Annotated in this window: 22 protein-coding genes; 21 read left to right on the top strand and 1 reads right to left on the bottom strand. The window is 69.0% G+C overall.

Annotation, left to right across the window (positions count from 1 at the left end; all coding sequences use genetic code 11):
- Window positions 1-11 precede the first annotated feature (11 nt).
- The 6 genes from OG205_RS40545 to OG205_RS40570 all read left to right on the top strand — a co-directional run bounded on the left by OG205_RS40545 (window position 12) and on the right by OG205_RS40570 (window position 7518).
- Window positions 12-2336, top strand: a complete 2325-nt coding sequence (locus tag OG205_RS40545; RefSeq protein WP_330273095.1) for a [protein-PII] uridylyltransferase — start codon at window positions 12-14, stop codon at window positions 2334-2336.
- A gap of 281 nt (window positions 2337-2617) precedes the next feature.
- Window positions 2618-3628, top strand: coding sequence for a hypothetical protein (locus OG205_RS40550; RefSeq protein ID WP_330273096.1), 1011 nt, complete (start codon window positions 2618-2620; stop codon window positions 3626-3628).
- Window positions 3629-3696: 68 nt separating this feature from the next.
- Window positions 3697-4257, top strand: a complete 561-nt coding sequence (locus OG205_RS40555; RefSeq protein WP_330273097.1) for an AAA family ATPase — start codon at window positions 3697-3699, stop codon at window positions 4255-4257.
- Complete coding sequence (locus OG205_RS40560; RefSeq protein ID WP_330273098.1) at window positions 4254-4868, top strand: HAD family hydrolase; 615 nt, start codon at window positions 4254-4256, stop codon at window positions 4866-4868. Before OG205_RS40555 ends, OG205_RS40560 begins: the two co-directional genes overlap by 4 nt.
- Before the next feature lie 26 nt (window positions 4869-4894).
- Window positions 4895-6460: a signal recognition particle protein gene (gene ffh, locus OG205_RS40565; protein ID WP_330273099.1), complete on the top strand. Its 1566-nt coding sequence runs from the start codon at window positions 4895-4897 to the stop codon at window positions 6458-6460.
- Window positions 6461-6462: 2 nt separating this feature from the next.
- Entirely contained in the window at window positions 6463-7518 is a 1056-nt protein-coding gene (locus tag OG205_RS40570; protein WP_330278334.1) for an amidohydrolase family protein, read from the top strand.
- Here the strand turns inward: OG205_RS40570 and OG205_RS40575 are convergent.
- A complete protein-coding gene (locus OG205_RS40575; RefSeq protein ID WP_330273100.1) occupies window positions 7515-7994 on the bottom strand; it encodes a carboxymuconolactone decarboxylase family protein in 480 nt (159 codons plus the stop codon). The two genes, OG205_RS40570 and OG205_RS40575, sit on opposite strands and share 4 nt — an antisense overlap.
- A 115-nt stretch (window positions 7995-8109) precedes the next feature.
- On the opposite strand from OG205_RS40575, the gene OG205_RS40580 reads away from it, so the two are divergent.
- The 15 genes from OG205_RS40580 to dprA all read left to right on the top strand — a co-directional run bounded on the left by OG205_RS40580 (window position 8110) and on the right by dprA (window position 20506).
- Complete coding sequence (locus OG205_RS40580; protein WP_330273101.1) at window positions 8110-8985, top strand: RNA polymerase sigma-70 factor; 876 nt, start codon at window positions 8110-8112, stop codon at window positions 8983-8985.
- A gap of 320 nt (window positions 8986-9305) precedes the next feature.
- A complete protein-coding gene (locus OG205_RS40585) occupies window positions 9306-10082 on the top strand; it encodes a CPBP family intramembrane glutamic endopeptidase (RefSeq protein ID WP_330273102.1) in 777 nt (258 codons plus the stop codon).
- Window positions 10082-10813, top strand: coding sequence for a LamB/YcsF family protein (locus tag OG205_RS40590; RefSeq protein ID WP_330273103.1), 732 nt, complete (start codon window positions 10082-10084; stop codon window positions 10811-10813). The genes OG205_RS40585 and OG205_RS40590 overlap by 1 nt, the downstream gene beginning before the upstream one ends.
- 125 nt (window positions 10814-10938) lie before the next feature.
- Window positions 10939-11394: a 30S ribosomal protein S16 gene (gene rpsP, locus OG205_RS40595; RefSeq protein ID WP_330273104.1), complete on the top strand. Its 456-nt coding sequence runs from the start codon at window positions 10939-10941 to the stop codon at window positions 11392-11394.
- Entirely contained in the window at window positions 11391-11630 is a 240-nt protein-coding gene (locus OG205_RS40600; protein ID WP_030479664.1) for an RNA-binding protein, read from the top strand. The genes rpsP and OG205_RS40600 overlap by 4 nt, the downstream gene beginning before the upstream one ends.
- 19 nt (window positions 11631-11649) lie before the next feature.
- Entirely contained in the window at window positions 11650-12165 is a 516-nt protein-coding gene (gene rimM, locus OG205_RS40605; protein ID WP_330273105.1) for a ribosome maturation factor RimM, read from the top strand.
- The gene (gene trmD, locus OG205_RS40610) at window positions 12155-12901 is read left to right on the top strand and encodes a tRNA (guanosine(37)-N1)-methyltransferase TrmD (RefSeq protein ID WP_330273106.1); all 747 of its coding nucleotides are present in this window, start codon (window positions 12155-12157) and stop codon (window positions 12899-12901) included. The genes rimM and trmD overlap by 11 nt, the downstream gene beginning before the upstream one ends.
- A gap of 153 nt (window positions 12902-13054) precedes the next feature.
- Window positions 13055-13414 carry a 50S ribosomal protein L19 gene (gene rplS / locus OG205_RS40615; protein ID WP_319977558.1) on the top strand — a complete coding sequence of 120 codons (360 nt, stop codon included), beginning with the start codon at window positions 13055-13057 and terminating at the stop codon, window positions 13412-13414.
- A 3-nt stretch (window positions 13415-13417) separates the two neighbouring features.
- Window positions 13418-14158 (top strand): signal peptidase I, encoded by a 741-nt coding sequence (gene lepB / locus OG205_RS40620; RefSeq protein WP_442916657.1) that lies wholly within the window; start codon window positions 13418-13420, stop codon window positions 14156-14158.
- A gap of 4 nt (window positions 14159-14162) precedes the next feature.
- Window positions 14163-15026, top strand: coding sequence for a signal peptidase I (gene lepB / locus OG205_RS40625; RefSeq protein WP_330273107.1), 864 nt, complete (start codon window positions 14163-14165; stop codon window positions 15024-15026).
- Entirely contained in the window at window positions 15023-15814 is a 792-nt protein-coding gene (locus OG205_RS40630; RefSeq protein WP_330273108.1) for a ribonuclease HII, read from the top strand. The genes lepB (OG205_RS40625) and OG205_RS40630 overlap by 4 nt, the downstream gene beginning before the upstream one ends.
- Window positions 15814-16137, top strand: a complete 324-nt coding sequence (locus tag OG205_RS40635) for a DUF2469 domain-containing protein (RefSeq protein ID WP_030468024.1) — start codon at window positions 15814-15816, stop codon at window positions 16135-16137. Before OG205_RS40630 ends, OG205_RS40635 begins: the two co-directional genes overlap by 1 nt.
- A 223-nt stretch (window positions 16138-16360) precedes the next feature.
- Window positions 16361-16732 (top strand): YraN family protein, encoded by a 372-nt coding sequence (locus tag OG205_RS40640; RefSeq protein WP_319977555.1) that lies wholly within the window; start codon window positions 16361-16363, stop codon window positions 16730-16732.
- 1 nt (window position 16733) lies between these two features.
- Entirely contained in the window at window positions 16734-18254 is a 1521-nt protein-coding gene (locus OG205_RS40645; RefSeq protein WP_330273109.1) for a YifB family Mg chelatase-like AAA ATPase, read from the top strand.
- 821 nt (window positions 18255-19075) lie between these two features.
- Window positions 19076-20506, top strand: a complete 1431-nt coding sequence (gene dprA / locus OG205_RS40650) for a DNA-processing protein DprA (protein ID WP_330273110.1) — start codon at window positions 19076-19078, stop codon at window positions 20504-20506.
- Window positions 20507-20511 lie beyond the last annotated feature (5 nt).

Here is a 20511-nt window from a genome sequence, read left to right on the forward strand (position 1 = left end):
GGAGACGGCCCGTGGAGAACAACGAAACGGCCGTCGTCACGGCTGACGACCTGGTGCGAGCCCGCGAAAGGCTGCTCGTGCCAGGTCGTCGTCGCTTGGCCGCCGAACCTTTGCGCGAAGCACTCGTGGACCTGCACGAGTTCTGGTTGACCAAACATGCGGGGGGAGCGGGGATATCCGGATCGGGTATCGCGCTCGTGGCGGTCGGCGGGCTGGGGCGGCGCGAGCTCGTGCCCTATTCCGACCTGGATCTGGTCCTGGTGCACAACGGCGTCAAGAACGTCGACGAGATAGCCGAGAAGCTTTGGTATCCACTGTGGAACTCCGGCATCGGGCTCGACCACTCGGTCCGCACGGTCGGTGAGGCTCTGAGAGTCGCCGCGGGAGATCTGCGAACCGCGTTGGGACTGCTGGACATCCGCCACATCTCGGGCGACCCAGAGGTCACCCAGAAGCTCGCCGAGGGCGCGAAGCAGGCGTGGCGCGGGAACGTGCGCAACCGGCTGGACGAGATCTCCGAGTCGTCGCAGAAGCGCTGGGGCCGCAGCGGCGAGATCGCGCACCGCGTCGAACCCGACCTCAAGCACGGCCGCGGCGGGTTGCGGGACATCACGATCCTGGACGCGCTGTCGATCGCGCAGGTGGTGGACAGACCTTCCGCCGACGTCGACGAAGCCCGCAAGCTGTTGCTGGACGTGCGCACCGAACTTCGTCGTGCCGCACGGAAACCTCGCGACGTGCTGCGGGCGCAGGACGGCGACGAGGTGGCCTCCGCGCTCGGTCTGACGGACCGTTTCGCTTTGGCCCGTTCGCTTTCCTCAGCCGCACGCACTGTCGTCTACGCGTTTGACGTGGCGATGCGGACCGCCCGTGCGGCCGCACCGAAACGCGGGCTCGGTGCGTTCCTGAGGGGACAGCCGCCGCGCAGGCCGTTGGATGAAGGCGTTGTGCTGCACGGGGCTGAGGTCTCGCTCGCCCGTGACGCGATTCCCAGCCGTGATCCCGCGTTGTTGTTGCGCGTCGCGACGGCGGCGGCACGCAGCAAACATCCGATCGCGACGGGAACGTTGTCCCGGCTCGCGGACTCGGCGCCGGAGCTGCGCCAGCCGTGGCCGCGCGAGGCCCGTGAGGAGCTGCTGGCGTTGCTGGGCAGCGGCAGTGGGCTCGTGGACGTCGTGGAAGCGTTGGACCGCACGGATCTGTGGGGCCGGCTGTTCCCCGAGTGGGGTGCGGTGCGGGACCTGCCGCCGCGCGACGCCGCGCACGTGTGGACGGTCGACCGGCACCTGGTGCAGACCGTCGCCCACGCGGCCCGGCTGGTGACCACGGTGTCACGGCCCGACCTGTTGCTGCTCGGCGCGTTGATCCACGACATCGGCAAGGGCCGGCAGCAGGACCACTCCGAGGTCGGGGCCGCGCTGGCGACCCAGATCGGCGAGCGGATCGGGCTGTGGCCGCAGGACGTCGAGACGTTGTCCGCGATGGTCCGGCACCACCTGTTGCTGCCGCACACCGCGACCCGGCGCGACGTCGAGGACGAGGCGACCGTGCACCGCGTGGTGGAGACGCTCGGCGGCGACGCGGTCCTGCTGGAACTGCTGTACGCGCTGGCGGAGTCGGACTCCATCGCGACCGGTCCTGGCGTGTGGACGGACTGGAAGGCCGCGCTGATGGCCGACCTGGTCTCCCGCTGCCGCAAGGCGATGGCGGGGGAGGCGTTGCCGAAGCCGGAACCGCTCGACCCGGTGCACGTGGCGATGGCGGAACGCGTTGCGACGTCCGGAAAACCGGACGTGCTGCTGGAGAAGCAGGACCACGCTGCGGTCGTGACGGTGATCGCGCCGGACCGTCCTGGACTGCTGTCCAAGGCCGCCGGTGTGCTCGCGCTGAACTCGCTGGAGGTCCACGCGGCTACGCTGTACTCGCACGGCGGCGCGACGGTGGACGCGTTCACGGTGTCACCGCGGTTCGGCTCGCTGCCGGATGCGGCGCTGCTGCGCGAACAGCTGTCCAGGGCGATCGACGGCTCGCTTCCGCTGGCCGACAAGCTCGCCGCGAAGGAACGCGACTACGGCGGCCCGCCGCTCGACCCGCCGCCCGCGAAGGTGCTGTGGTTCGACGACGAGGCGACCGGCGCGGTGGTGCTGGAACTGCGGGCCGCCGACCGGATCGGGCTGCTGCACCGCGTGGCCGGTGCGCTGGAGCAGTGCGGCGCCGACGTGCAGTGGGCGCGCGTGTCCACGTTGGGCGCGACGGTCGTCGACTCGTTCAGCATCGCGGGCTCCGACCTCGACCGGCGCCGGATCGAACGGGCGGTGCTCGACGCGGCCAGGTAGAGGTTGAGTAGCTCTACGCACAACCTCTCCGGGTGCTCACGCTCCTGCGCGGTTCCGAAACACGGCAGTGTTCGTGGTGTCCGGAAAGCGTCCTCGAGGGGTGGATCGCTTCCCGGACGGGCAGAGGGTGGTGGTGACGAGTGACGGCGCCGGGGGAGGTACCGCGCACTCGCACCACCGCCGCTGTTTCCCGGTTCTGACAACGAGACAGCTTCCTGGACAACCTTCGCGCCGTCCGGGCAGTGTCAGGTTCTCGTTGTTCTGACTGGGGAGGAAGAACTTTGAGAACCGCCATGGTGGCCGCCGTCGTCGCGGCCCTGATCATTCCCGCCACCGCCCAAGCCGCTCCGCTCGCCGTCGAGGACCTCGGCACGTTGCCGGGTGATCTCCGGAGCACGGCGATCGACATCAACGACTCCGGCACGATCGCCGGCGTCTCCTACGGAACCGGGACCACGCAGCACGCCGTGCGTTGGGACCGTTGGGACGGCATCAAGAAGCTCGCGGACCTCGGCTTCGACTCGTGGGCGGCAGCCATCAGCCGCGACAACGTTGTCGTCGGTTATGCCGTGACCTCCGCGGGCGCGACACAGGCCGTGAAGTGGAACTCCTCCGGGACTCTGGTCCAGTTGGCCGTCGCGGGGGCGACGAGTTCGGTCGCCTACGACATCAACGATTCCGGCACCGTCATCGGCACCGCCACGATCAACGGCGTCAGCCAGGTGGTGCGGTGGGAGTCGTGGGGCGAGGCGAGGGTCCTCGGCACGGGCAGCGCGTCGCGCATCACCAACGGCGACTGGGTCATCGGCACCAGCGGTGCCGACGTGGTCCGGTGGAACGCTTCTGGCGTGCGGACCGTGCTCGACACGGGCACGTTCGCCGGGGTCAACCAACTCGGCGACGCGGTCGGCACCACGAGCGCCGGTGGCGTGCTGTGGTTGCGCGGCGGCAAGACCCAGCTGGGAACGGGCGCGCGGCCGTCCGACATCAACGACAACGGGGCGGCGGTCGGCGTCGTGTCGTCCCAGGCGACCCGTTGGGACGTCTTCGGCGGTGGGGTGGAGACGCTGGCATCCGCGCCGTCGACCGCCTCCGAGGTGAACAGCTCCTGGCTCGTCGCGGGCACCGTCGGCACCTCCGCGGCGACCTGGGACATGGCGGGCACGCAGACGTTGCTGCCGACGCTGTCGGGTGCCGCACGTCACTCCGTGAGCGGGCTGAGCGAGGTCGGGCAGGTCATCGGCGTCGCGAACTTCGCCAATGGCACCTATCACGCCGTCGTCTGGCGCTGAACCCCGTGCATTTCGGCCGAAATCGGACCAAACTGAACGAGAAGGATGGTCAAGACGTCTTCTAGGACATGACCGCCGTGTTGAACACGCAGACCGCAGTCGTCCGGGTGCGCAAGCGCTCGCTCGTAGTCCTCGCCGGGATTCCCGGCGCGGGCAAGACGACGCTGCTCACCCGCCTCGACGCGGACGAGCCGGTCACGGTGCTCGACTCCGACCAGGTGCGCTCGTGGCTGGAACCGCGCGTACCTCTGCCGTACAAGTACTGGCGCGTCTTCGTGCACCTCACGCACCGGCTGCGCGTGTTCTGGTCAGCGATGTTCTGCGCGGGCCTGCTGGTGGTGCACGAGCCGTCCACCAGGCCCGGCACGCGCTTCATGCTGGTGCTCGCCGGACTGCTGTCGGGGCGTTCCCGCCACTTCCTGTGGCTGGACGCCTCGGCGGCCCAGGCCCTGGACGGCCAGATCGCCCGAAAGCGCGTCGTCCGCACTCACGCTTTCGAGCGACACGTCCGCCGCGGTTCGTCGATGCGCGCGCAGTTCGAGGCCGGTTGGGTGCCGTTCGGATTCAGCGGCGTGACGCTCCTCACCCGTGCGAGGACCTCGGGTGGTCTGCGCATCATGGTGTCGTGATCAAGGCTGTCCTCTTCGACTTCGCAGGCACCCTCTTCGGGCGCCCGACCTACCAATGGCTCTCGCCGCGGCACCTCACCGTGCTGCGGGCCCCGGCGCCGTTCGTGGCGCGAATGAACGCCGCCGAGCGCGCGGTGTGGGACGCCCGTGACCTCACGGTGCTGGCCAACCGTTCCGCCCACTGGACCCTGTTCCGGCTGGCGGGGCTCACGATGACCGACGAGTTGTTCCAGCGCCTGCACAACCCGGCGTTCTGGCTGCCCTACACCGACACGGCCGCGGCCCTGAACGTCGTGAAGCCGCTGAAGGTCGGGGTGCTGAGCAACATCTCGTGGGACATCCGCCGCGTGTTCGCGCGCGAGTCGCTGTCCGTGGACGCCTTCGCGTTGTCCTACGAGATCGGTGTCTCGAAGCCGTCCGCACGCGCTTTCGACGCCGCGTGCGTCCGGCTCGACGTCGAGCCGGACGAGTGCCTGTACGTCGGCGACGATCCGGTGGCGGATGGAGCAGCGGTGTCGGCCGGGCTGCGGTTCGCGCAGATCTCCACTGCTCCGGTCGGACGTCGTGAGCCGGTGCTCCTGGACGCCCTGGCGAGCCACGGGATCGGGTGAACGTTCGGTTAGCTAGTCTGGACGACGTGTTCTCCACGCTTTCCGACCGGCTGACCACGGTTCTCCAGGGCCTTCGCGGCAAGGGCCGGCTCAGCGACGCCGACATCGACGCGACCGCCCGCGAGATCAGGGTCGCCCTGCTCGAGGCCGACGTCGCGCTGCCCGTTGTGCGCAACTTCATCGCGAAGGTGAAGGAGCGCGCCAAGGGCGCCGAGGTCCACCAGGCGCTGAACCCGGCGCAGCAGGTCGTGAAGATCGTCAACGAGGAGCTCGTCAACGTCCTCGGTGGCGAGACGCGGCGGCTGAACCTCGCGAAGAACCCGCCCTCGGTGATCATGCTGGCGGGTCTGCAGGGTGCCGGTAAGACGACGCTCGCGGGCAAGCTGGCCAAGTGGCTCAAGGGCCAGGGCCACACCCCGCTGCTCGTCGCCGCCGACCTGCAGCGCCCGAACGCGGTGACGCAGCTCCAGGTCGTCGGTGAGCGCGCGGGCGTGCCCGTCTTCGCTCCCGAGCCCGGCAACGGCGTGGGCAACCCCGTCGAGGTCTCGCGCCTCGGCATCGCGGAGGCCAAGGCCAAGCAGCACGACATCGTTCTCGTCGACACGGCCGGCCGGCTGGGCGTCGACGAGGAGATGATGCAGCAGGCCATCGACATCCGGGCCGCGGTCAACCCGGACGAGATCCTGTTCGTGGTCGACGCGATGGTCGGTCAGGACGCGATCAACACCGCCACGGCGTTCCGCGACGGCGTCGGCTTCACCGGTGTCGTGCTCACCAAGCTCGACGGTGACGCCCGCGGTGGTGCCGCGCTGTCGGTCCGCGAGGTCACCGGCCAGCCGATCCTCTTCGCGTCCAACGGCGAGAAGCTCGAGGACTTCGACGTCTTCCACCCGGACCGGATGGCGTCGCGCATCCTCGGCATGGGTGACGTCCTCACCCTGATCGAGCAGGCAGAGCAGCACTTCGACCAGGACCAGGCCGAGAAGGCCGCGGCGAAGCTGCACTCCGGCCAGTTGACGCTGGAGGACTTCCTGGAGCAGATGCTCGCGATCCGCAAGATGGGTCCGATCGCGAACCTGCTCGGCATGCTGCCCGGCGCCGGGCAGATGAAGGACCAGCTCGGGATGCTGGACGAGAAGCACCTCGACCGCATCCAGGCGATCATCCGCGGCATGACCCCGGCCGAGCGCGACGACCCCAAGCTGATCAACGGCTCCCGCCGGCTGCGCATCGCGAACGGGTCCGGCGTCAAGGTCAGCGACGTCAACGACCTGGTCAACCGCTTCTTCGAGGCCCGCAAGATGATGGCGTCGATGGCCGGCCGGATGGGCTTCGGCGGCGGTGGCGGCAGCAAGACCCGCAAGGGCAAGAAGGGGAAGAAGGGCAAGGGCGGACGCGGCCCGACGCCCCCCAAGATCAAGGGCGGCTTCCCGCCAGGGATGTTCCCCGGCGGCATGCCCGGCATGCCTCCTGGTGGGATTCCGGGCATGCCTCCCGGTGGTGGCCTGCCGAACCTGGGCGGCCTGAACGAGCTTCCGCCCGGCTTCGACCCGACGAAGTTCAAGTTCGACGGGGACGACAAGAAGAAGTGACCATGCACCTGCGCGGCGTTGTCCTGCCGGACGGCGAACCGCGGGACCTGTGGGTCGTCAACGGCCGTGTCCGCACTCAGCCGGTGCCGAACGCGCAGACCGTCGTCGACGGCGGGTTCCTGGTCCCGGGCCTGGTCGACGCGCACTGCCACGTCGGCCTGGGCCCGCAGGGCGGCGTCGAGCTGCCCGAGGCCGTCGAGCAGGCGCTCACGGACCGCGCCGCGGGCACGTTGCTGATCCGCGACTGCGGCTCACCGATCGACACGACGCCGTTGCAGGAGCGTCTGGACCTGCCGCGGATCATCCGCTCCGGCCGGCACATCGCCCGCCCGAAGCGCTATCTCCCGCACATCGGCGTGGAGGTCGAGTCGGACCTGGCGACGGCCGTGGCCGAGCAGGCCGCGTACGGCGACGGCTGGGTCAAGCTCGTCGGCGACTGGATCGACCGCGGCGAGGGCGATCTGACTCCACTGTGGACGGACGACGAACTGGCCCAGGCCATCAAGGTCGCCCACGCCGCCGGCGCGAAGGTCACGGCCCACGTGTTCGGCGAGGACGCGCTGCCGGGCCTGATCAACGCGGGCATCGACTGCATCGAGCACGGCACCGGCCTGACCGACGACACGATCTCGCTGATGGCCGAGCACGGCACCGCGCTGGTGCCCACGCTGATCAACATCGAGACGTTCCCCGGCATCGCGGACAGGGCCGGCAAGTACCCCAGGTACGCGAACCACATGCGTGACCTGCACGCACGCGTCTCCACCACCGTCGCGTCCGCGATCGAGGCGGGCGTTCCCGTCTACGCGGGCACCGACGCGGGCGGTGGCATCCAGCACGGCCGCATCGTCGACGAGATCGTTGCGCTGCACGGCGTGGGGATGAGCGCTCTGGACGCCATCGGCGCCGCGTCGTGGGGTGCTCGCGAGTGGCTCGGCTTCCCGTCGCTGACCGAGGGCGCGGCCGCGGACATCGTCGTCTACGACGAGGACCCGCGGGAGAACCTGGAGGTCCTCCGGACGCCGCGCATGATCATGCTCAGGGGCCGGATCCACTAGTCCTGGAACTGGGCCATCGCACCGATCTGGTACGAGCCGCCCTTCTGGTGCGTGATGACGGCCATCCGGTTGGCGGCGTTGATCAGCCCGAGCAGGCAGACCAGCGCCGCGACCTGCTCGTCGTCGAAGTGCTTGCGGACGTTCTCCCAGGTCTCGTCGCTCACGCCGTCCCTGGTGAGCACGGTGCCCTCCTCGGTGAACGCCAGCGCGGCCTGCTCGGCCTCGGTGAACACCGTGGTCTCGCGCCACCCGGCCACCAGGTGCAGGCGCAGCGGGTCCTCGCCGGCCGCGATGGCCTCCTTGACGTGCATGTCGAGGCAGAAGCCGCAGCCGTTCAGCTGGCTCGCCCGAAGGCTGACCAGTTCCGCCGTGATGGCGGGCAGCGACGTCTGGTGCACGGCCTGCCCGAGACCCGCGAACCGCTTCGCGAGCTTGCTGCCGGTCTCGGTGCCGAAGAGGTTGAAGCGCGGTTCCATGATTGTTTCCTCCCTCGTGGACTTGCTTGACGACCACGAGATGCCGCTGCCTCGAATCCTGTGACTGTGATCCAGCCCACTGTCACAAACGGCCGCCGGCTGGTGTCTTGTGTCCATGGACGCCGCCACCGACACGTTCGTCAGCCACCGCAACCTGCTCTTCACGATCGCCTACGAGATGCTCGGCTCGGCCGCCGACGCCGAGGACGTGCTGCAGGAGACGTGGCTGAAGTGGTCGGGCGTGGACCACGGCACGGTCGAGAACCATCGCGCCTACCTGGTCCGGATCGTCACCCGCCAGGCACTCGGCCGCCTGCGCACCCTGGGCCGTCGCAAGGAGTCCTACGTCGGCTCCTGGCTGCCGGAGCCGTTGCTGACCGCCCCGGACGTCGCCGAGGACGTCGAACTGGCCGACAGCGTCTCGATGGCGGTGATGCTGGTCCTCGAGACCCTCACCCCGACCGAGCGGGCGGTCTTCGTCCTGCGCGAGGTCTTCGACCTGGACTACGACGAGATCGCCGCCGCCGTCGACAAGAACCCGGCCGCCGTCCGTCAGATCGCCCACCGGGCCCGCTCGCACGTGGCCGCCCGCCGGCCGCGCGAGGTCGTGACCCAGTCGCAGTCCCGCGAGGCGCTGGCGGCCTTCCAGCGCGCCACCGAAACGGGTGATCTCCAGGCTCTGCTGGACCTGCTGGCGCCGGACGTCGTGTTCCTCGGCGACGGCGGCGGCGTGAAGCAGGCGGTCCCGCGTCCCGTCACGGGTGCTTCGAAGGTGGCACGGATGCTGCTCGGCGGCATGCTGAAGGTCACCGGATGGACGATGGAACCCGCCCAGGTCAACGGATATCCGGCGCTGATCGTGCGATTCGGCGGCGAGCTGGACACCGTGATCGCGGTGCGCGTCGAGGACGGCCGGATCAGCGGCCTGTACGCGGTGCGCAACCCGGCCAAGCTCTCGCACATGGAGCAGGAGACGACATTGCGGCGTTGATGATCAGCGGCGCGGGGGTTTAGTAGCAGCGTTTGTTCGCCGATCCACACACCAGGAGTGGGACATCCGGCGGGGACTCGATCTGACCATCTTTTGGCCAGGTGCTTGGCCCCGTTCGTGTCGGTGCCGCACAGTAGCCTCGGATTCGGGGGCGGCAGCGTCCCCCAAGGGGGCTCGCGGTCCCCACTCCAAGCGTATCGCGAGGCACCGACAGCGCATCGGTGCTTCAGAAGCCGTCGATCGCGAGGTGGGCTGATCATGAGTGTGCCAGTGCCTGCTGTTCGTCCGCTGGTAGCCGCCGCGTGACTAGATTGCAGAGCGTGAGTGAAGCGGAATCCCTGAAGCCGAAGCGCGGCTTCATCGAGAGCGTGCGGGACATCAGCCGCAACCCGGAGCCCGAACGGGTCGGCCAGCGCTGGGGGTTCGGCGCGTTCCTGCTGGTGGAAGCCGTTTTCATCCTGAGTGCCGTGTTCATCACGGCGATCACGAAGCAGTTCGGCGTGAACCTGTTCGAGTCGGTGCCGCTGGTCCTGGTCGGCTTCATCGTGCCGACGGTCCTCGCGGCCGGCACCGCCATCGTGATCACGTACGTCCGCGGCAACGGCCCGAAGATCGACCTGCGCATGAGCATGACCAAGGAGGACCTGGCCACAGGTCTGAAGCTGGGCATCCTCGGCCTCGTCCTCACCTATTCCGCCGCCACGCTCTGGACGATGGTCGTCGGCGAGGAGAACGCCACGAGCGCGGTCGGCGACCTGCTGTCCGGCTCGACCCTGCCGCTCTACGCGGCGATCACGATGTTCCTATACGTGAGCCTCATCGGGCCGGTCTGCGAGGAGATCATCTACCGCGGCCTGCTGTGGGGCGCCGTCGAACGCCAGGGCTGGAGCCGCTGGGCCGCGTTCGGGCTCACCACGGTGATCTTCGCGATCGGTCACTTCGAGCCGCTGCGCACGTCGTTGCTGCTGGTGATCGCCATCCCGATCGGCATAGCCCGGCTGCTCACCCGCAGGCTGGGAGCGAGCATCGTGGCGCACGTGATGAACAACTTCCTGCCGGGACTCACACTCCTGCTCGCCTCGGTCGGGGTCATGTGATGGACCTGAACAGCGACCTCGGCGAGGGCTTCGGCATCTGGAAGCTCGGCGACGACACCGCACTGCTGGGCGTCATCACCAGCGCGAACGTCGCGTGCGGCTTCCACGCCGGTGATCCGTCCACGATGCGCAAGGTCTGCGAGGAGGCCGCGAAGAACGGCGTGAAGATCGGCGCCCAGGTCAGCTACCGCGACCTGGCCGGGTTCGGGCGGCGGTTCATCGACGTCGATCCCACCGAACTGGCCGACGAGGTGCTGTACCAAATCGGTGCGCTCGACGCGTGTGCGCGAGCAGCAGGCGCCGAGGTCGCGTACGTGAAGCCGCACGGCGCGCTTTACAACGCGACGGTGCACCACGAGAAGCAGGCCAAAGCCGTGGTCGACGGCGTCAAGGCGTTCAAGGACCTGCCCGTTCTCGGCCTGCCGGGCTCCCAGCTGCTCGAGAAGGCCGCTCTGGCAGGCCTGAGGCCCGTCCAGGAGGCGTTCGCCGACCGCGGCTACACGCCGGAAGGCACGCTGGTCCCGCGCAGTCAGCCGAACGCGCTGGTCACAGACACCGCGCAGATCGTCGAACGAGCGCACCGGCTGCTCCAGGGCGAACTCGTCGCCGTCGACGGCACCGTCCTCAAGACCAGTGCGGAGTCGTTGTGCGTGCACGGCGACACGCCAGGAGCGGTCGCACACGCTCGTGCCGTGAAGGAAGCGCTCGGCACCGTGCGGCCGTTCGCGTAGGGACCCGATTCGGATCCACCGGTCCCCATCTGGCAGAATTGCTCGCTGTCCGTCGTGGCCGGCCCCTCTGCCCGGGCCACGACTGTGCGAATCATCAACACAGAGCTTCGAGGAGTACCAGGCCAATGGCCGTCAAGATCAAGCTTCAGCGTCTCGGCAAGATCCGCCAGCCGTACTACCGCATCGTGGTCGCCGACGCGCGCACCCGTCGCGACGGCAAGGCCATCGAGACGATCGGCAAGTACCACCCCAAGGAAGAGCCGTCGTTCATCGCGGTCGACTCCGAGCGCGCGCAGTACTGGCTGGGTGTCGGCGCGCAGCCGACCGAGTCGGTCCAGCGTCTGCTGGAGATCACCGGTGACTGGCAGAAGTTCAAGGGCCTGCCGGGCACCGAGGGCACGCTGCGGGTCAAGGAGCCGAAGACCCCGAAGGCCGAGCTCTTCGCCGCCGCGCTCGCCGCCGCGAACGAGGAGCCGATGACCGACGCCACCACGCCGAAGGCGAAGAAGGCCAAGAAGGCCGACGACGCCCCCAAGGCTGAGGCCAAGGCTGAGGCCGAGGCGCCCAAGGACGAGGCGTGAGTTTGTTGGCTGACGCCCTCGAACACCTAGTTCGCGGCATCGTCGACCACCCGGACGAAGTCCGGGTGAACCTCGTCACGACCCGCCGCGGCCGCACCCTCGAGGTCCACGTCCACCCGGACGACCTCGGCAAGGTGATCGGTCGTGGCGGTCGCACCGCGACGGCTCTGCGCACCGTGATGGCCGGTATCGGCGGTCGTGGTGTCCGGGTCGACGTCGTCGACACCGACCGCTGAACGAAGCTGCAAAGGGCAAATGGACGTCGTCGTCGGCCGTGTGGCCAAGGCGCACGGGATCACTGGTGAACTCTCCATTGACGTGCGCACTGATTCACCCGAGTTGCGGTTCGCGCTCGGGCAGAAGATTCAGGCCAAGCTGCGTGACGGCACGTCCCGAAGCCTCACCGTGTCAGCCGCCCGGCCTCATGCCGGGCGGCTGCTCGTGCGTTTCGAGGAAGTCGTCACGCGCGATGTCGCGGAGTCGTTGCGCGGCACGTTGTTGCTGGGCAGTACGGACGACCTGCCGCCGACCGGCGACCCCGACGAGTTCTACGACCACGAGCTCGAAGGGCTCACGGCCGAACTCGTCGACGGTACGAAGATCGGCACGGTCAAGGAGATCCTGCACGGCCCCGGCGGTGAGCTGCTCGTGGTCATCCGTGACAGCGGGGAAGCGCTGATCCCGTTCGTGAGCCAGATCGTGCCCACTGTGGACGTTCGCGGCGGCCGTGTCGTGATCGACCCGCCAGAGGGCCTGCTCGATGCAGATTGACGTCGTCACGATCTTCCCCGAGTACCTGGCGCCGCTGCGTGCCGCGTTGCTCGGGAAGGCGATCGACAAGGGCCTGATCAGCGTCGGCGTGCACGACCTGCGTGACTGGACCCAGGACGTGCACAAGGCTGTCGACGACAGCCCGTACGGCGGTGGGCCCGGCATGGTCATGAAGGCCGACATCTGGGGTCCTGCCCTGGATGACGTCTGCACGGACGAGACGCGTCTCATCGTGCCGACGCCGGCCGGACGTCCGTTCACGCAGGAAGTCGCGCACGAGTACGCGAACGAGTCGCATCTCGTGTTCGCGTGCGGTCGCTACGAAGGCATTGACCAGCGTGTGGTCGATGACGCCGCACGGCGCGTACGCGTCGATGAGGTGTCCATAGGGGACTACGTGCTCGTCGGTGGCGAGGTGGCGGTGCTCGCGATCGTGGAAGCGGTCGCACGGCTGCTGCCCGGCGTGCTCGGCAACCCGAAGTCGCACGCCGAGGACTCGTTCCAGGACGGGCTGCTCGAAGGGCCGAGCTACACGCGGCCCGAGGTGTGGCGCGAACTCGCGGTGCCCGACGTGCTGCGTTCCGGCAATCACAAGCTGATCAACCGCTGGCGTCGTGACCAGTCACTCGCCCGCACCTTCGAACGGCGTCCTGACCTGCTGGAATCGCTGCCGGCGGAGGCGTTCGACAAGCACGACCGCGCCCTGCTCACGCACCTGCGCGAAGGCGGGGAGTAAGCCCGATTTCATTCCGGAGTGCCTGGTCTGGCACACTGGAACAGTTGCCGCAGCCGGTGTCACATCGGCGTGCGCACCAAGCCGAGCCCCCATCATGTCGTGCACAGCCATGGAACATGCTCTGGGGAGTTCAAGACACGTGAGGAACCACCGATGAACATCCTGGACGCGCTTGACGCCCAGTCGCTGCGCACTGACATCCCGGCCTTCCGCGCCGGTGACACGCTGAAGGTTCACGTCCGCGTCATCGAGGGCTCGCGCGAGCGCGTCCAGGTGTTCCAGGGCGTCGTGATCCGTCGTCAGAACGGCGGCATCCGCGAGACCTTCACCGTCCGCAAGGTCTCGTTCGGCGTCGGCGTCGAGCGCACCTTCCCGGTGCACTCCCCGAACATCGCCGAGATCGAGGTCGCCACCCGCGGTGACGTGCGTCGCGCCAAGCTGTACTACCTGCGCGACCTGCGCGGCAAGGCCGCCAAGATCAAGGAGAAGCGCGAGGCCCGTCCGGTCTCCTGACCGGTGGCTTCGAGCCCAGAAGACTTCGAGGACGCCTCCGCACCGGATGAACCGGAGCGGGGGCGTACTCCTGTCTGGAGAGAAATCCTCTACGTCGTCATGACGGCCGTCGTGCTGACGGTGCTCATCCAGGCGTTCGTGGTGCGGGTCTACGTGATCCCCTCGGCGTCGATGGAGAACACGCTGCACGGCTGCACCGGCTGCGAGAACGACCGCGTGCTGGTCGACAAGATCACCTACCGCTTCGGCGACATCGAGGCGGGCGAGGTGGTCGTGTTCCGCGGCCCCGAGGCGTGGACCTCCAACGACTTCCGCGCCGCCCCGTCGACGAATCCCGTCGCGGGTTTCGTGCAGAACATCGGTTCGCTGCTGGGCATCTCGCCCGCGAACGAGCGCGACTTCGTGAAGCGCGTGATCGCATTGCCCGGTCAGACGGTGATGTGTTGCGACGAGCAGCACCGTGTCGTTGTGGACGGAAAATCGCTCGACGAGCCGTATGTGCACTGGCAGCAAGGCACTTCGCCCGCTGACCACGAGCCGTTCGAGCCGATCCGGGTGCCGGACGGACGGTTGTTCGTCATGGGGGACAACCGGATGAACTCCACCGACTCGCGCAAACAGGGCGGCGGGGGCGTAGCGGGCACGGTGCCCGTCGAGAACGTCATCGGGAAAGCCCGGTACGTCGTTTTCCCGAAAGATCGGTGGAGTGTTGTGTCGGATCACAACCCCCAGCCCCTAGGCTGATCTCGTGGTCGACGACGCTCCAGAGCAGAACCCGTCCGGTGACGAGCCCAGTTCGGACGCTTCGGACAAGCCCGCGAAGCAGAAGAAAAAGGGCAACTTCTGGAAGGAACTGCCGGTCCTCATCCTGGTCGCGTTCGGACTCGCGATCGGCATCCAGATCTTCCTCGGCCGCGTCTACATGATCCCCTCCGAGTCGATGGAGGCGACGCTGCACGGCTGCACCGAGTGCTATGGCGACCGGGTGCTCGTGGACAAGGTCACCTACCGCTTCACCGACCCGTCGCCGGGCGACGTGATCGTGTTCCGCGGGCCGCCGTCGTGGCAGAACGACTTCATCTCCGACGAGCCGGCCAACCCGATCTCGCAGGGGCTGTCGTGGCTCGGATCGCTGATCGGGCTGCCGTCGGCGAACGAGGAGGACTTCGTCAAACGCGTGATCGCCGTCGGCGGGCAGACCGTGAAGTGCTGCGACGAGCAGAACCGCGTGACGGTCGACGGCAAGGCGCTGGACGAGCCGTACAAGCACTTCGACGAGGGCACGCCGGCCGAGCAGGAGTCGTTCGAGGAGCTCAAGATCCCGGACGGCATGCTGTTCGTGCTCGGCGACAACCGCAACCACTCGTGTGACTCGCGCTGCCAGGGTCAGGGCGGCCTCAACGGCCTCGTGCCGGTGGACGACGTGATCGGCAAGGCGCGCGTGATCGTGCTGCCTCCGTCGAGGTGGGGCGGGGTGACGGACCACGACCCGCAGACCGTGTCGATGGGTGCGCCGGGATGGCAGCAGAACGTCCCGCTGGGGCTCGGTATCGTCGCGGCGTGGCCGCTTCTGCTGCTCGGACGTCGAGTGCGAGACCGATTCCGCCGATGACCATGCTGATGCCGCCTCGCGCGGTGGTGCGGGGCTCGTCCGGGAACTGGGCTTTGCAGAGCACGCTGGAGCGCCGGGGCCTGGGGCCCGTCGCCGGCGTCGACGAGGCAGGGCGCGGGCCGTGCGCCGGCCCGTTGGTGATCGCCGCGTGTGTCCTTCGACCGGGTGATGCTTCGCGGTTCGAAGGTCTGAACGACTCGAAGCTGATGACGGCGTCGGCACGCGATCGGATGTACGACCTGGTGCTCAAGCGTGCGCTGGATCACTCGGTCGTGGTCGTGTCGCCCGCCGACATCGACTGGCTGGGCATCCACGTCATGAACATCGAGGGCATGAGGCGTGCGGTCGCGCAGATGGCGACCCACCCCGGCTACGTGCTGACGGACGGTTTCAAGGTGCCGGGGATGCCCGCACCGAACGTGGCGGTGCTCAAGGGCGACCAGGCGGCGGCGTGCGTGGCGGCGGCATCGGTGCTGGCCAAGGTCACGCGGGACCGGATCATGGCCGAGCTGCACACCCGTCACCCGCAGTACGGCTTCAACGTGCACAAGGGGTACTGCACGCCGGAACACACGGCGGCGTTGATGGAGCACGGGCCGTGTGCGGAGCATCGCTGGTCGTATGTAAATGTGGCAGCGGCGGCAGTCAAGCACGGCCTCGCCGCGCCGCACAGGGTGGCGCGCGGCACGACCGCGCAGGCTGTGGTCCAGAATGATGCAACCCCGGCTGACGCCGGGGAGCTCGCGACGAGTGAGGGCGCGGAGCAGATGACCCGCGCGGAGGCGTAATGAGTGCAGAGGATCTCGAGAAGTACGAGACCGAGATGGAACTGTCGCTGTACAAGGAGTACCGCGACATAGTCAGCCAGTTCTCGTTCGTCGTGGAGACCGAACGGCGTTTCTACCTGGCCAACTCGGTGGACGTGCAGGTGCGCAACGCCGATGGCGAGGTGTACTTCGAGGTGCGCATGTCGGACGCGTGGGTGTGGGACATGTACCGCCCCGCGAGGTTCGTCAAGAACGTTCGTGTCATCACGTTCAAGGACGTGAACGTGGAGGAGCTGGACAAGCCGGACCTGCGTTTGCCGGAAAGTGGGCCGTTCCCCACGTAGGCAACTGGTGGCGTGACCCGAAACGTTGGCGGCGAGTTCGCGCGGCAACGGTTCAGGCCACGCCACTAGCACACCCCACCGACAAATCCGCCGTTTCAAGATCCACAACGGCCGACTTGTCCACAGGCGCTGAGTTGTCCACAGATTCCCCTCAGCCCCGTCGCTCCTCCCGCCCCGCCCTGCAAGGTCGTACCCAACGACCCGCAGGGAGGCGAGGGCAGTGGTGGCACAGGCATCGGTCGAGACCAGGCAGCAGGAGAAGGGGCGTCAGGGCGAGGACCTGGCGTGCAGGTACCTGGAAGAGCAGGGCCTGGTGGTCCTGTCGCGGAACTGGACGTGCCGCGACGGCGAGCTCGACGTCGTGGCCGTGGAGGGCGACCGGCTGGTCGTCTGCGAGGTCAAGACCAGGTCCGGCCCGGCCTGGGGCCGCCCGGACGAGGCGGTGGACGAGCGCAAGCTCTCGCGCCTGCGCCGGACAGCCCTGCGGTGGCTGGCGGCGCACGGCGTCGGCTGGTGCAACGTCCGCGTCGACCTGATCTCGGTCACCTGGCCTCCCTCCGGCGAAGCGCGCCTGCAGCACCTGCGGGGAGCCTGAGATGGGCCTGGCGCAGGCGTGGTCCGTCGCCCTCTACGGCGTCGACGGCCTGGCTGTCGAGATCGAGGCCGACGTGGGCGTGGGCCAGCCACGCACCCACCTCCTGGGGCTTCCCGACGCGTCCTTGCACGAGTCGAAGGAACGGGTGAAGGCCGCCGTCCGCAACAGCGAGGAGGAGTGGCCGAAGCAGCGCATCGTCCTGGGCCTGTCCCCGGCGAACCTGCCCAAGGGCGGCAGCAGCTACGACGTCGCCATCGCCTGCGCCACCCTCGCCGCCGCCGGCTCGGTCCCGTGCGATCGCCTGGCCACCACCGTCCTGCTGGGCGAGCTGGCCCTGGACGGCCGGGTCCGCACGGTCCGAGGCGTCCTGCCCGCCCTGCTGGCCGCACGCCGAGCAGGCCTCAAAGCGGCCATCGTCCCGGTCGACGCCCTGCCGGAAGCCGCCCTGGTGGACGGCATCGAACTCCACGGAGCCCAGACCCTCCGCGAGGTCCTGGCCTGGCTGCGCGGCGAGGACGTGACGCTGCAACCCCCACCCGCCTGCGTCGACCCACCGCTGCCGGACGCCCCGGACCTCGCCGACGTGGTGGGCCAGCCAGAAGCCCGCTGGGCCCTGGAAGTGGCTGCGGCAGGCGCCCACCACCTCCTGCTGACGGGCCCACCGGGCACCGGCAAGACGATGCTGGCCGAACGCCTCCCCGGCCTGCTTCCACCGCTGTCGCGCCAGGACTCCCTGGCGGTGACCGCAGTCCACTCGGTGGCAGGCGTCCTCTCTTCCGGCTACCCGCTGGTGGCCAGCCCGCCGTTCGTCAACGTCCACCACACGACGTCGATAGCGGCCCTCATAGGCGGCGGCAGCGGAATGGCCAAGCCGGGCGCGGCCTCCCGAGCCCACAAGGGCGTCCTCTTCCTCGACGAGGCCTGCGAGTTCGGCCAGAAGACCATCGACACCCTCCGCACGGCCCTGGAGGAAGGCGAGGTCCGCATCCCCCGCCGAGACGGCATAGCCCGCTACCCGGCCCGCTTCCAGCTGATCCTCGCCACCAACCCGTGTCCGTGCGCCCCGCCGAAGGAAGTCGACTGCATCTGCACGGCCACAGTCCGCCGCCGCTACCAGACCCGCCTCTCCGGCCCACTCCTCGACCGCGTGGACCTCAGGGTCCGAATGAGGGCCACCACGGCCATGTCCAACGCCGACGCCGCCCCACCAGAACCGACATCGGTGGTCCGCGAACGAGTGCTCAAAGCCAGATCCCGAGCCGCCACCCGCTGGTCGGCCCACGGCCACACCTGGCAGGCCAACGCCCTGGTCCCAGGCCCGGCCCTACGCCGAGAGTTCGCCCTGCCAAGACCAACCACGGCCCTCCTGGACCGAGCCCTGGCCGTAGGCGCCCTGACGGGCAGAGGCGCAGACCGTTGCCTACGAGTCGCCTGGACCCTCGCCGACCTGGCCGAAGCCGACCGCCCAACCCAGGACCACGTGGCCGCAGCCCTCCAGTTCCGAGAACGCCGAGCCCCTTAACCGCACCCGCGCCACACCAGCCACGCCGACACCCCAAGCCGCATGGCGCCACATAGCTCCACCCCAACTCTGAGCGGCTACACGCCACCCCAGCCGTGAGCAGCTGCACGCCACAGCCCGAGCCGTGAGCAGCGCAGCTTCACGCTGCACCCAAAACCACCGCCCGCGGAGCTTGTCGCTCCGCCCCAAGCCGCCGGTCGCGGAGCTTCAACGCCCCGACTCCGCGTCCGGCCCCAGCAGAGCGGGCGCTCGTCCCCTGCGAGCGCCCGCTCGCCCTCCAGACACCTCAATCCGCTCACACCCAGATCCCACCGCCCCAGATCCCACCGGCCCAGGTCTGCCTTGGGACACCCATGCCTGCCGAATCCCTGCCTGCCTGGGTCCCAGACCTGCCGTTCAGGCGCGACTTGTCCGGCGCCAGCGGCCTCCCTCAAGCAGCCGGGCGCGGAGTCCCACTCCCACTCCGCGCCCGGCACCGATCCACCGAGACGTTCGGACGCCTGTCCCAACCCAGGCGTCCGAACCACCGGACACGAGCCTCGAGCCTCGGTTCGTGTCCGGTCCCGAGCGGGTCGCCCGCCTTCCCCAGCGGGCGACCCGTTCACCTACCACTTCACGAACCTCAGCACCTTCGAACAAGGAGCCCGCCCCATGACCCCTCTCCTGATCCCCGCCGCGACCTCGGCAACTGCCATCACGGCCGCCGTGCCCGCTTTCCTGCAACTGCAGTGCACAGTCCGGAAGCGCACATCCGGTGTCAGCCCGCCAAGTCCGTGGCGCCCCGACCCCTGGCACCGCTGGCTGCCCTGGTGGTGGTTCCGGTGATCACCACGCCGACCACCCCACTCACCGCGTCGCCGACAGCTGCGCCCATCGACCCGGCCACCACGGGAGCCGTCGACCCGGTCGCCGTTCCAGCAACCGATCCGGCCGGCGAATCCGCCGTCGCGCGCGTCATGCCACCCAGCGCGCCGCTGGTCGGCACCCCACTCGCCGCATCGCCCACCACCACTCGGCGCACCACATCGCTGGCTGTTCCGGCAGCTCACCAAGCCGCCGTACCAACCGTCAGCCCGGCCGCCACCCGAGCCGCCGACCCGGCCGTCGTTCCAGCGAGCGACCCGGCCACCGATGCCGTTCGTCTGGCAAGGGCCTACCTGTCCCGTGTCGCGGAGCCCTATCCGGCGGCCCTCGCGGCGCTGGTCGCCCAAGTCGGGCCGGTCGAGGCCGCGGAACGTGTGCGAGCCGGCGAAATTTCGCCGTCCGTGGCCAGTCAGACGGCTGCCCGGCGGGCGGAGGAGCGGGCTCACGCGGACCTTGCCGCGATTGCCAAGGCTGGTGGGCGGCTGGTCATCCCTGAAGACGAGGAGTGGCCTCGGTGGCCGTTGCTCGCGCTGGAGAACGTGGGCGGCCGCAGGTGTGGAGGCGAGCCGCTCGCGTTGTGGGTGCGTGGGCCGCATTTCCTTGCTGAGGCGGTGGACAAGGCTGTGGCCGTGGTCGGGTCGCGGGCTTCCAGCGGGTATGGGGAGCAGGTTGCCGGCGAGTTCGCCTACGGGTTGGCGTTGGCTGGCATGACCGTTGTTTCCGGTGCCGCGTATGGGATTGACGGTGCTGCCCACCGCGGTGCGTTCGGTGCCGGTGGGCTGACGCTCGCGGTGCTGGCGTGCGGGGCGGACGTCGCCTATCCCGCCGGGCATCAGGGACTGCTCGCCAAGGTCGCGCGGGAAGGCCTGATCGTCAGCGAGTACCCGCCTGGCGTTATGCCCGCGCGGCATCGGTTTCTCACTCGCAACAGGCTCATCGCCGCGTTGGGCGGCGGCACCGTCGTCGTGGAGGCCGGGCGGCGTAGCGGGGCCAAGAACACGGCCGCGATCACGCTTGCGCTGGGGCGGCCGTTGATGGTGGTGCCGGGGCCTGTGACGTCGGCGAGTTCTGTTGGCTGTCACGAGTTGTTGCGGGACGGGCGGGCGGTGTCGGTGAGTTCGGTCGCCGAGATCGTGGAGTCGGTGGGGCGGTTCGGTGACGACCTCGCCACCGAACCCGCCGAGAAGGAGAGCGACCTCGGCGCGCCGCACGGGGAGGCCATGCGGGTGTACGAGGCCCTCGGGAAGCGGAACGGGGTCAGTGCCGAGGTGGTGTCGGTCGAGTCCGGGGTGCCGTTGGAGCGGGTGCGGGCGCTGTTGCCCGAGTTGGAACTCGCCGGGCTGGCGCTTCAGCTCGACGGGGGCTGGCAGAAGCTGGAGATGAGGTGAGTTCT

The sequence above is a fragment of the Lentzea sp. NBC_00516 genome (assembly GCF_036346835.1).
GTDB classification, from domain to species: Bacteria; Actinomycetota; Actinomycetes; order Mycobacteriales; family Pseudonocardiaceae; genus Lentzea; species Lentzea sokolovensis.